We start from the raw sequence: 15661 nt of genomic DNA on the forward strand, positions 1-15661 counted from the left end.
TTATGTTATCAACTGCTCAATTACCAATGATCGCATTTATTATTCAGAAATCCATTCATATCCTTGGTCACATCGCAGATGCCGGACTTTTTGTCTATCTGGTGAACTGTTATTTTACACCAAAGAAAAAAATTTCCATTCCCAGAAATGCTGCTGTCGTTACAATCCTTGCTGTCACACTTTATCTCACCGATATTCTCTCCCATTACAACTTCGTCCCATATATAACAGTAATGATCCTTCTGCCACTTCTTTACAGTATCATTTATTTTCGAGGACAGCTTATTACAAAAGCAGTGCTTTGCTTTGTATTAACCTACCTTGTCATAAGTTTTGAGGCATTGATTATCCATCTCTGCCCTCGGGGAACAGACATTTATGCTTTGAACTTTGCGCTTTCTCTGTTCCTATTTTTTATGCGGCGGATTGGGGTAAAACTTATTTTATATTTCATCATTCAAAAGACCCTGTGCTGGCCGAAAGAACTTAATATCGAGCTTCCAGTCTCCTACTGGATCCTGCTTTTCCTGCTTTCCTTTGGAGGCTTTCTGTTTGATGCTATTTTTGCAATACCAAGAATCCTTTCCAGTTATCCGCAGCGAATTCTCCTAACTCTGTACCTCGGTCTGATTCCCGTCGGGCTGCTTTTCATAATAAAATACGTCTCTCTGGCAGCCGAAAAAAACAAGACCGCCAATGCTCAGATCGTACAGACACGAGTACAAAACCAGTATCTGCGGCAACAGATTGACATGATGGACTCTCTGAAAAAGTTCCGGCATGATTACAAAGCTCAGCTTTTTGCCATGGATACATTTCTGAAAGCCGGAAAACTGGAAGAACTGCACGAATATCTTTTATCCCTCCACCAATATCAGTACGACGGGATTCACCTGCGTCATTTTGTTGCTGACGAAAGTCTGAACATTATCTTAAATCAAAAGGCAACCGTAGCGGAAAAAGCAGGAATTCGGTTTCATACTGACGTTGTACTTCCACAAAAAGGGAAAATTGGCATCAGCGATCTGAATGTCCTGATCATAAATCTCTGTGATAACGCCATTGAAGCCTGTATTCCCATCCATGATGCCGAAATTTCCCTGACCATACACCAGACCAAAGATTATCTGATGATTCAATGTACCAATACATGCTTGTACGATGTATTAAAAATAAATCCACATCTGTGCACAACAAAACCAAATCCACAGATGCATGGACTCGGAACACGTATCATACAGGAAATTATAGAAAAATATGACGGACAATACCATGTATCCAGCACCAGCAATACATTTACCTCACAGATAATGATGCTCGATCAGTAAGCTTATCTGACATTTTCCCTCATATTTCTTGACGCGTTCCGCGCAAAATGATATAAATATCTTAATACTGTCTTAATACATAGGGAGGAAGTTCATGTCTACGATTGATGGAGTGAGTCATATTTTGCCTGTCGGTACCCTCAAAATTGCCGCGCTGGAAAGCTGTCGCGCATTAGGGGCGGCGGTAGACCGATGTCTTGTTGAATCCAGAAAAAATTCTGCACATTTGTATGGGGACGCAGCCGCGCTACCCGGTTATATTTCCGATTCCTACCTGCTCGACTGCCATTGTCCGCGTTTTGGTACCGGAGAGGGCAAAGGACAGATCAATGATTCTGTCCGCGGAGCAGATCTTTATATCCTGGTCGATGTATGCAACTACAGCCTGACTTATTCTGTTTGCGGTTTTGAAAATCACATGTCCCCGGACAACCACTACCAGGATTTGAAACGTATCATCTCTGCCGCAACGGGGAAAGCCAAGCGAATTAATGTCGTAATGCCTTTCTTGTATGAAGGGCGGCAGCACAAACGCTCCAAGCGGGAATCACTTGACTGCTCGCTTGCTCTGCGTGAACTAGTTGATATGGGCGTTTCAAACATCATTACATTTGATGCACACGACCCACGTGTTCAGAATGCCATTCCGCTGAGCGGCTTCGATTCCTTTATGCCCACCTATCAGTTTTTAAAAGCACTCCTGGATTCCGTTCCGGATTTCCAGCTCGACAACGATCATCTGATGATTATCAGCCCCGATGAAGGTGCTATGAGCCGAGCCGTTTACTTTTCCAATATTCTCGGTGTCGATATGGGGATGTTCTATAAAAGACGAGATTACTCTACAATCATAAATGGTAAAAATCCGATTGTCGCTCATGAATTTCTCGGCGATTCTGTAAAAAATAAAGACGTGATTATTGTAGACGATATGATCTCTTCCGGAGAAAGCATGCTCGACGTCGCCAAGCAGGTCAAGGAGCGCGGTGCAAAACGTGTATTTATCTGTACAACCTTTGGCCTTTTTACAGACGGGTTTGATAAATTCGACGAATTTTACGAGAACGGCTATATCACCAAGGTGGTCACCACAAACCTGAACTACCGTGATCCAGAAATTTTTTCAAAGCCTTACTACGAAGAAGCTGACATGACCCGTTTCCTCGCAACGATCATCGAATCGTTGAACCATGACCAGACGCTCAGTAAAATCGAATCTCCAACGGAAAAAATCAACGAATTACTGACAAAGATGCGAAAATAATAAACTTTTACTCAAATACTTTTCATATAGAAAACCGCCGCTTGGCCATTTACATGACGAGGCGACGGTTTTCTTATTTTCACGGTTGATTAACCAGGCTGGCTCTATTCGCTCTCGCGAGCTTCTGCGGTGCTTCTGACGCAATATCTGACACAAAAGCAGTCAAAATCTGAATCCACTCGTCCAGTACCGTTTCTCCTACCTCTTCTTCCTGTTTTGTTGTGCTGATGTTCCCGGAAGCTGTCCCCGTAAGTTCCTTTTTGACCTGGAATGTCACGACAGGAATCGGGGCTGCCACAATTGCATGTTGATCTTTTTCCAGAACCTCTGTCAGTTCAGCCGGCTTCCCGGATACTGTTTCTGCCGCCTCAAGCAGCCGATCTGACAACAAGGACTGCACACCGTTCTCTGCTGCTACCTGATAGCCCGCTTCCGTTCTTTCTGTCAGATCTAAATGAACGCCTGCAATCATCCGTTCCTTCTGCAATTCTGTCAAAGTCTCTGCGAACGACGCAAATGCCTGCTGTGCACCGTCTTCCCCGATCAGTATCACGAACCAGACTTCCACATTGGAGGAAAGCCCGGAGATTTCCCTCGCCGTTTCCAGTAAAACAGCTACATCCGCAACGCTGGCATCTTTTTCTGCATTCAAATCCAGATAGGAAGACAACATAAGAATATCAGCATGTACATCCCCGCTTTCGCCAGACCGCACAGCCAGAAAACTTTTATGGTATGTTTCTTCCTCATCTGTCTGTACTTCGTTTGCAGCATCTGCCTTCTGTATCCCTTCACAGGTCACACTGCAACCTGCCAGCTCAAACTGTTCCTGTAGCCAACCGGTAAGTTCCTCCACCCTCTCTTCTTTTTTTCTTTCCATTTCCGTTGTCTGTACTTTTTCATCCGCAAGCATCCGATTCAGGTTCTCTATAGTCTCCACAGCGCGTATACCTGGCGTGGTTACCACAATGTCAGATGGCTGAGGTACTTCCTGAATATCCTCAATCTCCACCTCTCCGGAATTTGACAAAATCACAATCGGTTCCTCTGCCGCACTGATATCCACCTCTATCTCCTGCACATTTGTTTCCGGCTGTACCTGAACAAGCCCCTGTTCTGTCTCCTGCTCAATCGCGAGAATCTCCACTGCCTGCGCTGTGGATGTTATGCCAAACACTGAAACTGCCACAGCCAGACTGATTTTTTTCAAATGAAACATAAACCTTCCTGCCTTTCTTCTTCCGGCCTTCTGAAATAATGCCGGGATTTCAATTCATTGACAGTATAGACGTAACCAGCGCAATTATCAAGCACAAAAATGCGGTTTTCTTTGCCTCCTTTTCAGTAAATTTGTGCATGGCAAACAATAAAAACAACACAGAAAAAGCGCCGCCCCGCAGCCATATGCTGGCTGCGAAGCGGCGGCTTCCTGTTATCTTTCTAGGAAAGAAATTTCATATTGTTTTCTTACTTTTTACTGCACATCTGTTTTCGCACACTCTACGAAGCTCTGAAGCTGATCTGCTCTTGCCTGTGTATAAGATACAGCCTCGATATCAGCCAGATCTGCAAACTGGTTGGAAGAAATTACAATGTTCAGAATATTCAGAACACTCTTCTGCAGGTCGCCAAGCGTCAGTGTGTTCTCGTCCGGATCGCCAAAGATATCCGTTGTTGTTGCTTCCTGATGTCCCTGACTTATATTATCCAGTGCAGACAGTTTTTCCAGCTTGTAGGTAATTGTCACAACACCGTCTTCTTCTTTGTAAGAAGCTGTTCCGTCATCCACCATGCCGTTCAGGTGAGTCTCGCCCAGATCCTTGCCGTCAAGCATTTCACGGATGGTCCATTCCTGGATTTCCTGTGTTGTCGTTACGCCCTGCGGAGCTGCCAGATAGTAAGCGCCTGCCTCGTCCATGTAGATACGTACCGGACGTGTCTCGCCATCGAATGCTTCTGCTGTGGTAGTTACTGTGTACTCTCTGCCCTCTGCTGCCGGACGGTAATCGCCCCAATGTGTCACTGTTGTATACGTTACAGAAGTACCGCTTGCACGTGTTGTCTTTGAAACGAACGGATATCCGCCGTCTGTTGCAACGCCATTTTCATCCAGCTCAATCGCCGGTGCAGCGTCTGTAATGTAACCTGTGATGTTAGAAACGGTCTTACCTGCACAGATCAGGTCGTTTCCTGCATGCATTGCACGTGCATCAGAATATCCGCCTGAGCCGCCCCAGTCTGTCATAACCAGACCGTCAAAGCCCCATTCTTTGCGAAGGATATTCTCGATCAGCTCATAATCGTTTGCTGCCGGAACGTTGTTGATTTCATTGTAGGAAGTCATGATTGCCATCGGCTTGCTCATCTTAACCGCAATCTCAAATCCCTTCAGGTAAATTTCACGAAGCGCACGCTCTGAAACAACGCTGTTGCTTGCGTTACGGCTCGTCTCCTGATTGTTTGCCGCATAGTGCTTGTAGGTAACGCCAAGTCCAGGATTTTCCTGTACGCCTGCGCCCTCGGAGCCTGCCATCATACCGGAAAGCAGCGGATCTTCAGAATAGTACTCGAAGTTACGTCCGCAAAGCGGATTTCTGTGAATGTTCATACCAGGAGCCAGCCACAGGGTTACGCCTGCTGCCTTCATATCAGCGCCAATCGCCTCACCCATCTGACGTGCAACGCTTGTATCCCAGCTCTGTGCAATCATCGTTCCTACCGGATATGCCGTACAGAACTGATAGTAGGTCGTTCCGTCTTCTTCATAGCTCTGTGTTACACGAAGGCCTGCCGGGCCGTCTGCATTTGTGGTATTCGGGATCATACGGCTTTCAATATAGAGACCGCACGTCTCGCCTGCCTCACCACGTACCCACAGATTGTCAATTGCCTGTGCAGCTTCCGCATTCAGATACTTGGTGCTCGGTGAAGTTCCTCCTGCGGACTGACCGTCTGCATTCGGCGATTTGTTTCCGCCTTCTACCATATTTGCCAACTCTTCAATGTTCATACCGGAAACAAACTGCTCCATGGTCAGTACGCCGTTATATACATCGAGAAGTGTATAGTATTCAGCTGTTCCGTCTTCCTCGCTTCCGCTCTTTACACGGAAATCTGCCAGCTCTGCCGGTTTCTCTGATACAGCGTTTCCTTCTGCATCATAGTAAACCTTATTTACATTATAAGCAATGTTTGTCTCATAATTGTAGCCGTTTACTGCCACATCGTCTGTTGTAGCAGAAACGTATTCATTTACGTCTTCATACGTAGCGCCATCTGCCAGAACCGGATAGATACTTTCCGTATTCTCAATATCAGCGCCTGCAAGAGAAATTGCAACTGCGTTTGCGGTTGACTTTCCGTCACTGTACATGCTTCCCGATGCGCCTGCCTCTTTGAATGCATCCCGCAGCGTGTTCAGATTTTCCACGTTCTCTTCCACACTCAATTCAATTTTCTCATTGTACGGCGGTGTTCCACGTCCGCTGCCATTGCTGTTATCGGAACCACCTACATTGCCGCCGTCACGGTCTACTGTCATCTGGTTTGTAAGCTGTTCTGTAATAACCGTCTCATCCAGTGTAATCACTGCTGCCGGCTCTGTATTACGTGAGCTGTTGCCGACACGGATGACATAATCGCCTGCTTCCATCACGTAAGCAGCCTGTGCTTCGTCATAGGAAGACATCTCTGTCGTTTTGAAACTGATCGTCAATGTCTGGGACTGTCCCGGCGCCAGATTATCCGTTTTTCCGAAACCTGCAAGTTCCTGGTACGGTTTGTCAAGATTTCCTGTCGGTGCTGAGAAATAAACTTCGACAACTTCTTTTCCGGAATATGTATCACCGGTATTTGTTACCGTAGCCGTTACGGTTACTTTGTCTCCATCCGCTGTCACACTGTCAGTCACAACATCAAAGGTTGTGTAGGAAAGTCCGTATCCAAACTCATAATTAACCTTTTCCGGAGCAAACGTATCGAAATAACGATAGCCTACATAGATATCCTCCAGATAGTACTCTACGAAGGATGACCACGGATCTTCTTCATTGATCGCTGCAAAATGTTCGGTAGACGGATAGTCCGTAATATCAGAAGCCCAGGTATCTACAAGCTTACCGGATGGGGTGACTGTTCCGTTTAATACCTGTACCAGCGCATCACCGCTGAGCATACCCGGATTGGACATCAGAACCAGCGCATCTGCACCCGACTCCTCAAACCAGCTCGAATCAATGCTGATTACGTTCAGAACAACAATACATTTGTCAAACACAGAACTGAGCAGCTGGATATTGCCAAGCTCGGTATCGCTCAGGTAATAGTCGCCCTTCGTCGGTGTGCGGTCAGCGCCTTCGCCTGCATTTCTGCGCACCACGTAAATGGCTGTGTCTGTCTTCTGCGCCATATCAACAACCTGGCTGTAGGTCAGCATCCAGTCCTCCGGAAGTGCGCCACGTCCCATACCGGATACTGCATAGCTGTTGATCTCATCGTACTCCCGGAGATAATCTTCGGTCAGTACATTGTAGCCTGCATTCTTGAAACCATCGAGTACGGAAGAAGCGATTGCCACACCATCCACATGACTTCCATCCGGATATACGATACGGTTATTAACCGCACCGGAACCGGTACCGCCCTTGATCGTCTGAACTGCGCCTGCGCCGTAAAGCGCTACATCTCCGCTTCCTGCCATCGGCAGTACATTGTTGTTGTTTTCAAGAAGGACCATACCTTCTGTCGCCATCTGAAGCGAAATCTCTGCACTGTCGATCTCATGCTGTGTGACCTCCGGTGAAGTTGCTGCACCCGGTCCTGCGGCGAATGCGCTTCCGGCTGTTCCAAGTACCATAGAACCGGTCAGCACGGCAACCATTACCTTTTTGCCTGTGTTTCTTTTCATACATGCTCTCCTTTCTGTCAAAAAACTCCAAACGTTTTTTACAGAAATAAGTATAACAGGCAGTTTCAGACCCTTGTTTTCAATTTTTTGCTGATATGTGCAGTTTATTGCAAATTCAGAAGCAAATTTTTGCACTGCTGCACTTTTTTGTTGCTAAAAATATCTCAGATAAACCGTAAGACGTTCGTCTCCCTCCTCACAGTAAGGCTTTGTCTCCACATCATCAAACAGTCCAGCAAACTGTGCCGACTCCAAAATCAGATTTAAAATACGAATCACGCTTCTTTGCAGATCTCCGAGCGTAATGTTGTTCTTTTTATAATACCCCCGGTAAATCACCGTTGTCGTCTCGCCGTTGTCATCCAGCAGCACACAGTCGCCAAGCTCATCGAGCATCTTTTTAACCGGAACAGTAACCAGAGCGCCGCTTTCATCCGGCACCTCGCACACTGCGCGCTGAAATACCTCCGTCGGTACGGAACGGGTAATGGAATCCTCACCTTTTGCATTCAGAACAAATTCTCCCCATTTTTCTGTGGCAGTGTATACGCCCTTCCTCTCCTTCAACACGATTTTCGGATAAATGCCATCCTCCCCAAAAACAGGTTCCTCATCGGCAAACGCCCGGACTGTAATATCTTCCACATATTTTCCAGCCATGATCAGATCGTTGCCCGCATGCATCGAAATGGATGGCGTGGACGCTCCTCCGCCCCAGTCTGTCATCACCAGTCCCTCAAAGCCCCATTCTCCGCGCAGTACATCCGTCAGCAGATCATAATCATCTCCGGCCGGCACACCGTTGTTGCGGTTGTAAGACGACATAATCGTCATCGGCTTCGCACCCTTTACCGCCATCTCAAACCCTTTTAAGTAGATTTCCCGGAACGTCCGTTCTGAAATCAGATTGTTTTCCGCTCTCCGGTTTGCCTCCTGGTTGTTTGCCGCAAAATGCTTGATGCAGGCGCCGATGCCCGGATTGGACTGGATACCGAGGGTCTGCGCAATGCCCATTGTGCCCGTCAGATAAGGGTCTTCTGAATAGTACTCAAAATTCCGGCCACACAGCGCGTTTCTATGGATATTCATGCCGGGAGCCAGTAAAATTGTCACGCCATATTCCATAAGCTCTTCCCCAAAAGCGGCCCCGACTTCCTTTATCAGTTTTGTGTCCCACGTCTGTGCCAGCATGGTTCCGATCGGCCACGCAGTGCAGAACTGATGGTACTCCTGACCATTTTCATCCTCATATTCCTGTTTCAGCCGAAGTCCTGCCGGGCCGTCTGCCAGAATGATGTTCGGAATCTTTTTATCTTCTATATAAAGCCCTGCCGTCTCTCCTGCCGCTCCCTGTACAGAAAGCGCCTGCGCCGCTGCAAGCGCACTGTCACTTGCATGTTTCATATTTTCAGAGGCAGCGCCTTTTGACTGCCCGGAAGCCCCGGCCAGCTTATTCCCGCCAATGACGAGATCTGCCATCTGCGATACCGTAAGTCCGGAAACAAATGCTTCAACAGAAACCTTCCCGTCATACACATCGCGAAGCGTCGCACTGCTGAAATCACCGTCCAGATACACCACGTCCGCCTTATACGCGCCGTGATAAATACTCTCCGGCTCATAGGGCAGATTTTCTGCGAGATATTCTGTCTGCGTGGTATCAGAAACGTAAGCGATCGAACGCTCATCCTCGTACGGTGAAATATTGATTGCTGTCTCAAAGGAAGAAGCGTCAAGTTGTATGACCTGCGCCTTCGCAATCTCTTCCTCCTCTTTGTCATACGTATACGGCTGAATCCCTTTTTTCGAAATCTCCTCTACCTCTCCCGGAGGCACAAGCTGATGGCTCACCTGCTGCGTCACAACCGTCTTGTCCAGTTCCAGAACTGCCGCCACTTTTGTATTTCTGGAGCTGTTTCCAACCCGTACCAGATAAGTTCCGGCCTCCAGTACCCATGCGGCCAGCTCCTCAGAATACGAAGAAAGCTCCGGCGTCAGGCTGACCACTGTCATTGTCTGACTTTCTCCCGGGGCAAGCACGTCCGTTTTTGCATAGGCCGCCAGCTCCTGATACGGCTTTTCCAGCATGCCGTCCGGCGCAGAAACGTAGATCTCCACCACTTCCCGTCCCGAATACTGCTCTCCGGTGTTTGTCACTGTGACAGTCACGGCAAGCTCCTGCGCATCTGCCTGTACCTCATCCACCTGGATATCAAAATCCGTATAAGATAGCCCGTATCCGAATTCATACGCCGGGTTCACGTGAAACGTATCAAAATACCGATACCCAACGTAAATGCCCTCTTTGTATACCTCGGTGCGCGTATCCCCGTCGTTCGCCCCGAAATGTTCCGCGGACGGATAATCCAGATACTCTTTGGGCCACGTGTCCGTCAATTTGCCCGATGGAGTGACCGTTCCGTCCAGCACCTGCGCAAGCGCGGTTCCGCCCTCCATGCCTGCCTGTGACATCAACAGCAACGCGTCGAGCCCGTCTATCTCGTCAAAGAATCCCGTATCCATGACGCCGCCCACATTTAATATCACAACCACCCGCTCAAAAGCATCTGCGACCCGCTCCAGATTCTTTTGCTCCGTTTCACTCAGATAATAATCGCCTTCCGTTACCGTACGGTCAGAGCTTTCACCCGAGATTCTCGAAATCACATAAATCGCGGTATCAACCCCTCCCTCAGAAGCCGCTGCAATATCAGCCCGCGTTACTTCCGCTTCCGTAAAACCGATATTTGCCTCCAGGTCATTCGTATATTCTGCCTCCGATTTTTCACATGCCTCCTCATAAGCATTCAGCCAGTCGCCGGTCGTCACCTCATAGCCTGCCGCTTTCAATCCCTCCCAGACAGAAACCGTATAACGCTGGTTCACATCGCCCGAACCGGTCCCTCCTTTTACGGTCCTGGCTGCGCCTCCCCCAAACAGCGCCACTTTGCCGCCGGATGCAAGCGGAAGCGCCTGATCATGATTTTCAAGAAGTACCATTCCCTGCGTTGCGGCTTCCATGGAAAGCCGAGCATTTCGCATTTCACGCTCCGACATATCCCTTTTTGCAGACGCCGTAGCTGACTCTGTTGCCGCAAAGCAAAGACCGGCGGCAACCAGAACGGCTAGTTTTCTTTTCACGCATTTTCTGCATCTGTCCATGTCCATCCTCCGCTCCTTATTCCAGATATTCCCGCATCTCACCGATTCCCTTGCCCGTATATTTCCGGAATACTTTATAAAAATAAGTGATGTTTCCATATCCGGACTGCACTGCTATTTCCTTTACCGTACTCTTTCCTTCCCAGACAAGGGCCAGGGCCCGCCGCATCCGAATTGCCGTGAGAATTTCCACGAAATTTTGGTTCAGCGCCTGTTTTAAAAGACGGCTCAGATAAAATGAACTGATGCCGACATCCGAAGCAGTCTGTTCCAGCGAGATATCTTCCGTATAATGGTGCTCCATAAAAATAATCGCCCGCTCAATATAGCCTCTTCCTTTTCCTGCCCGCACCTCCGCCCGGTGTGACAACCGTTTCAGTGTTTCCAGAATCCACTGTTCAAGTTCCAAAGCGTCCTGGCATTCCATCAGCGTACTCCAGTCAATCTGATACGTTTTCACGTAACGCAGAATATAATCCTGCTCCTCCATAAGGGACTCACAAACCGGAAACAGCGCCTCCATAACCGCAATGCATACTTCATCCATATCCTCCACAGAAGGAGCACGGCTTTCCAGACTTTTATGCACTGCGGCTTCGCATTCTTCCAATTTGCCCTCCCGTACTGCCTGCACACATAATTCCGTTAGCTGGCTCCAGTCCTGTGGCCTGTCGCTCTTTTCTTTTGCAGCATAAAAATAAATCCCGGGTTTTCCCTGGCTGCGCGCCACCATCCGGCTCTCTGCCAGACCGGCCGCCATCTCCGCCGCATCCATCTGCCAGCTGCTCACACCAAAGACCAGCTTATCAAATCCCCGGCGTGCCGCTGCCGAGCGCAGGATTCCCACGACATCAGAAAACCACTTTTTCCGTTCTTTCCCCGTCACATTGCTGCTTAAAAAAATCAGGAAGCAGAGCTCTCCCTTATAGGATTTCCCGATGCAGCGGCAGAACTGGTTCATCTCTTCCGTTATTTCATGCTGCAGCTCCCGGATGCGCCTTGTATCTGCCACGCGGTCAGACAATCCTTTCACTGTCACGAGCACACATCCATTGTAATCCTGCTCAAAGGAACGGAGCAGCATCCGGAATGTCGTTTCATTCGGCTCCCCGAGCATCAGAGAGGATAAAAATTCATCTGCGAGCACTGCATTCATCTCATGCGTCTGCACCTCGGCCGCTTTCTGATCGGCAAGTATTTTCCGTTCCTGTTCAAGCCGCAAGATCACCTTCTCCAGTGCTTCCCGAAATACACTTCGGTTAAGTGGTTTTAGAATATAGTCCACAGCTCCAAGCTCCATCGCCCGTTTTGCATATTGGAATTCACTGTACGCTGAGCTGATTACAATCTTCATCCGGCGATTTCTTCCACGGATTACTTCCAGCGCATCCAGTCCGTTCATACCCGGCATATTGATATCCACGATCGCGATATCCGGCCTGTACTTTTCTACATTTGCGATCAGTTCGATTCCGTTTGATGCACACGGCAGCACCTCCAGCTTCTCAAAATCACTTTGAATCATCATTTCCAGTGCGCGGCACTCCACCGCCTCGTCATCTGCAATGATTATCCGATACATCTGGTGTCACCTCCTCTTTGCTTTCTGTCTCTTTTTCAACCGGAAACAAGAGTCGAACACACGTGGACTCGCCCGGTACACTCGAAAGCTCCACGTCAGCCCCATTTCCAAAGAAAATCTGCAACCGCATATAAATATTGGCAAGTCCAATTTTTTTGCCGTTCCACTGATTTTTTTTCATTTCGGCCCGAACCAGAGACAGTTTTTCCTGCGACATTCCCTCTCCGTTATCCTCTACCTCTACAATGCCGAGGCCATTTGCCGTGTCATAAATGGTCCGGATCACAACCCTTGCATCTTTGATTTTCATGCCGACGCCGTGTGTCAGCGCGTTTTCCACCAGCGGCTGCAAAATCATGCTCGGCACCTGCACCCTGTGAAACTCCTCGTCCAGTTCAAACTCAAACTGAATCCGGTCGCCAAACCGATACTCCTGCAGTTCCACGTAGCTTCCTACGATTTCTACCTCTTTTGCCAGTGTCACTGATTTGTCCGTATTGTCGAGCGTGTAACGCAGCAGCTTTGCCGTATTATCCAGAAGCTGTATCGTCTGCTCAGCGTGTTCCAGAAATGCGGTTTGTGAAATCATGTTCAGTGTATTAAACAGAAAATGTGGATTGATCTGCATCTGCAACGCCTTCATTTCACTTTCTTTGAGCATGTTCCGGATTTTTAAGTTTTCAAGCTCCTGCACCTGCAGCCGCTCTTTGGCGCTCGCATTCTCTTGAATCGTCAAAATCTGTGCCTGGATACGTCCGATCATGGAATTGTACACCGCAATCAGCAGTCGCATCTCTTCGTCCGCATCCGGTTCCTGCTCTACGCATTCCACCTGTTCCAGACTCTTATGACCAATCGCCCGCGCATGCTCCGTCAGAAGCTGTACCGGACGTATGACCTTTCCCGCTTCCGTACGCAGCCCCCGTCGTTGATGCACCAGTACAACCACAACAACAACAAACAATTCGACCAAATAGAAAAGGTTCTTTTTTCTTTGCTGAATCTGCCATTTATCCAGTGCCTCAAGAAGCTGTCCGTCCAGCTTCTGAAACTCAGATACCATCGCATTGTAAACCTCCTGCGTCTGGTTGTAATACTTATTAATCACGCCTTTGCTCCCAATCGCCAGACTGTCGCACAGATAACTGTGATCGTATATTTTGTTAATGCCAAGCGTATAGGAATAAAACATCTCCTGCATATCCCTGACATCCCGGTAAAACTGTACGCCCGCCTTCGCCTCTGTCAGCTCCCGCAGCATCCTGCGCCCTTCGATACAGGCAGCAGTGATCCGGTCGTACACCGTCTCGTCGCCCTCAAGCGTATATGTATAAACATCCCGGTTCACGGTCTCGAGATTTGCATAAAAATTTTTGAGCGTCATCATCTGTTTCGTACTGCTTCCGTACACAGTATAAGTCATTAAATACATACCGACACACAACAGCACCGTGAGCAGTGATATCACAACGGTTTCCGTCATTACTCCCATCAGCCGGTCTTTGATAGAACTGACCTTGTCTCTTCTTTTCATAATGTTTCTCCGCTCTCGCTTCTTTGCTTCCAGTTCTCGAAATCAAAGTCCTGTCCTGCAACGAGCGTTTCCAGATGGATCATTTCTCCGCTTTCTGCCTGTCCGTTCAGATACTGGCGCAGCCATTCCACAGCGCGGTAACCCTGCTCAAAGGACTGCTGCACGATGGAAGCATCGTATACCCCATCCTGCAAATAACCGTAGATCTGCTCTGACATTCCAAAACATACGGTTCGGATTTCACGGCTTTGATACGCTTCCTCAGCCAGAACCTCGCCCAATAAATCCGATGTAATTTCATCTGTGCAGAAAATAGCATCGAGTTCCGGATACTCATCAAGCATCCTCTGCGCAATCTTCCGGACGCGCATTCCATCGGACTGACTCTCAATCACCTGATCCACTTTCATTTGCGGCGCCTCTTTTATCACCTTCAGAAATCCGTCAAGCCGCTCCTTCTGATTCGCATCGGACAGGCTCGAAGCTACCACAGCGATATGCGCCTGTCCTTCTGTGGATTCCAAAAGAACACGGCCTGCCTGCGCCCCGGCTTCCTGATTATCCGCTCCGATGTAACAGTCTCGTCCTGAATCCGGCAGATCTGAATCCACCAAAATAACAGGAATCTCTTCTTTTTCTGCCTGCTCAATCGCCTCTGGCAGCGCGTCAGACGTACTTCTGCCAACCATGATAATTCCGTCCACATTGGCATACACTGCCTTCAATACCGCATATGCAAGCTCTTCTTCATTAAAATTTTCAAATTCTATCCGTTTCGTATCCGTTCCCAATGCCTCATCTGCCGCCGCAATGCCGGCTGTCAGCCCTTTTCCGACCGAAGGACACACAAACGTAAACCGGTAAGCAAGCGGTTCCCCCTGCTCCATGGGAGACTCCCAGTAAAACTGTACGCCAACCATCAGAAAAAGCATCACCACGATCAATAAAACTATCTTTTTCATTGTTTTCTCCGTATCCCAGTCAATCACTTTACACACTGGTGTCAGACAAAATGCGATGCCGGATTCCGTACGCCACGCCATTCTCATCATTCGAAAACGTCACCCAGTCTGCCGCCTCCCGGCATTTTTTTGATGCATTTGCCATTGCAATTCCGAGCCCGGCAAACGCAAGCAGATCCGCATCATTATCCGCATCCCCAAACGCAGCCAGCTGCTCCCGTTCCAGCCCAAGATGTTCCAGAATCACCTTTGCACCGGAATGCTTTCCGCAGTCCTTATAAGAAATCTCCAGCAGCTGTTCCACGGAAGATGTCACATAAATATCGGAGACCTTTTGTTCCAGTTCATTCCTGATTTGACATTTTATTTCTTCGTTTTTCACCACGAGGTCAAGGCAGTCCAGTTCTTTGATGTGCTCCTTCAAAAACAACTGCATATCCTCCACCGGGCGGCGCGTACTTTGGATATAAGGGATTGCCTTAGGCAGTGCGCCAAACCGTACCGGGTCCGCTACGTATTCCTTCTGCGCGTATGGGTGCCCGTCAATAAACGCCTCGTATGCCACTTCCCTGCCGCCTGTCAGTTTTAAAATATGTTCCGCTGATTCTGCCGTGAGTTTGTATTGCTTCAGACATTCCCCTGTATGTAGATCATAGACGGCTGCTCCGTTCGATGTGATCGCATACCGTATTCCTGGCATGGCAAGTACATCCGATGGCAGCGACGTAAGCGCCCTGCCGCTCGCAATTACAACGTGAATGCCCTGTTCAATCGCAGCCTCAATGGCTTTTCTGTTATCTGCACTGAGACGTCCGTTGCTGTCAAGCGTTGTCCGGTCCAGATCAAGTGCAATACATGAAATTTTCATTACGTTCCCTCTTTTTTCTAATTTGTATTCACAGGATTTGAAAAGCCGGGATATT

General features: G+C 48.4%; 9 protein-coding genes. 2 read left to right on the plus strand and 7 right to left on the minus strand.

Going from position 1 to position 15661, the window contains the following annotated elements; translation table 11 throughout:
* Positions 1-2: 2 nt before the first annotated feature.
* Together AC6I2O_RS10935 and AC6I2O_RS10940 are read left to right on the plus strand one after the other, a co-directional pair.
* Positions 3-1328: a sensor histidine kinase gene (locus tag AC6I2O_RS10935; RefSeq protein ID WP_120392124.1), complete on the plus strand. Its 1326-nt coding sequence runs from the start codon at positions 3-5 to the stop codon at positions 1326-1328.
* A gap of 94 nt (positions 1329-1422) precedes the next feature.
* Complete coding sequence (locus AC6I2O_RS10940) at positions 1423-2592, plus strand: ribose-phosphate pyrophosphokinase (protein ID WP_120392125.1); 1170 nt, start codon at positions 1423-1425, stop codon at positions 2590-2592.
* Between the two features lie 79 nt (positions 2593-2671).
* Here the strand turns inward: AC6I2O_RS10940 and AC6I2O_RS10945 are convergent, their stop codons facing one another.
* The 7 genes from AC6I2O_RS10945 to AC6I2O_RS10975 form a co-directional block, all read right to left on the minus strand.
* Positions 2672-3811, minus strand: coding sequence for a hypothetical protein (locus tag AC6I2O_RS10945; RefSeq protein ID WP_497742651.1), 1140 nt, complete (start codon positions 3809-3811; stop codon positions 2672-2674).
* Positions 3812-4066: 255 nt separating this feature from the next.
* Complete coding sequence (locus tag AC6I2O_RS10950; RefSeq protein WP_497742652.1) at positions 4067-7498, minus strand: glycoside hydrolase family 3 protein; 3432 nt, start codon at positions 7496-7498, stop codon at positions 4067-4069.
* 153 nt (positions 7499-7651) lie between these two features.
* On the minus strand, positions 7652-10660 hold the full coding sequence (locus tag AC6I2O_RS10955; protein WP_497742653.1) for a glycoside hydrolase family 3 protein: 3009 nt from the start codon (positions 10658-10660) through the stop codon (positions 7652-7654).
* Positions 10661-10676: 16 nt separating this feature from the next.
* Complete coding sequence (locus tag AC6I2O_RS10960) at positions 10677-12242, minus strand: response regulator transcription factor (protein ID WP_497742654.1); 1566 nt, start codon at positions 12240-12242, stop codon at positions 10677-10679.
* Positions 12217-13776: a sensor histidine kinase gene (locus tag AC6I2O_RS10965; protein WP_497742655.1), complete on the minus strand. Its 1560-nt coding sequence runs from the start codon at positions 13774-13776 to the stop codon at positions 12217-12219. The genes AC6I2O_RS10960 and AC6I2O_RS10965 overlap by 26 nt, the downstream gene beginning before the upstream one ends.
* Positions 13773-14828, minus strand: coding sequence for a sugar ABC transporter substrate-binding protein (locus tag AC6I2O_RS10970; RefSeq protein WP_120392131.1), 1056 nt, complete (start codon positions 14826-14828; stop codon positions 13773-13775). The genes AC6I2O_RS10965 and AC6I2O_RS10970 overlap by 4 nt, the downstream gene beginning before the upstream one ends.
* On the minus strand, positions 14767-15606 hold the full coding sequence (locus AC6I2O_RS10975; protein WP_497742656.1) for a Cof-type HAD-IIB family hydrolase: 840 nt from the start codon (positions 15604-15606) through the stop codon (positions 14767-14769). The genes AC6I2O_RS10970 and AC6I2O_RS10975 overlap by 62 nt, the downstream gene beginning before the upstream one ends.
* Positions 15607-15661 lie beyond the last annotated feature (55 nt).

Source organism: Blautia sp. St.27G3 (assembly GCF_059728505.1).

Coding starts and splice junctions, on each gene's coding strand:
- AC6I2O_RS10935 (WP_120392124.1), top strand. CDS start 3: ATGTTATCAACTGCTCAATTACCAATGATCGCATTTATTATTCAGAAA.
- AC6I2O_RS10940 (WP_120392125.1), top strand. CDS start 1,423: ATGTCTACGATTGATGGAGTGAGTCATATTTTGCCTGTCGGTACCCTC.
- AC6I2O_RS10945 (WP_497742651.1), bottom strand. CDS start 3,811: ATGTTTCATTTGAAAAAAATCAGTCTGGCTGTGGCAGTTTCAGTGTTT.
- AC6I2O_RS10950 (WP_497742652.1), bottom strand. CDS start 7,498: ATGAAAAGAAACACAGGCAAAAAGGTAATGGTTGCCGTGCTGACCGGT.
- AC6I2O_RS10955 (WP_497742653.1), bottom strand. CDS start 10,660: ATGGACAGATGCAGAAAATGCGTGAAAAGAAAACTAGCCGTTCTGGTT.
- AC6I2O_RS10960 (WP_497742654.1), bottom strand. CDS start 12,242: ATGTATCGGATAATCATTGCAGATGACGAGGCGGTGGAGTGCCGCGCA.
- AC6I2O_RS10965 (WP_497742655.1), bottom strand. CDS start 13,776: ATGAAAAGAAGAGACAAGGTCAGTTCTATCAAAGACCGGCTGATGGGA.
- AC6I2O_RS10970 (WP_120392131.1), bottom strand. CDS start 14,828: ATGATGAGAATGGCGTGGCGTACGGAATCCGGCATCGCATTTTGTCTG.
- AC6I2O_RS10975 (WP_497742656.1), bottom strand. CDS start 15,606: ATGAAAATTTCATGTATTGCACTTGATCTGGACCGGACAACGCTTGAC.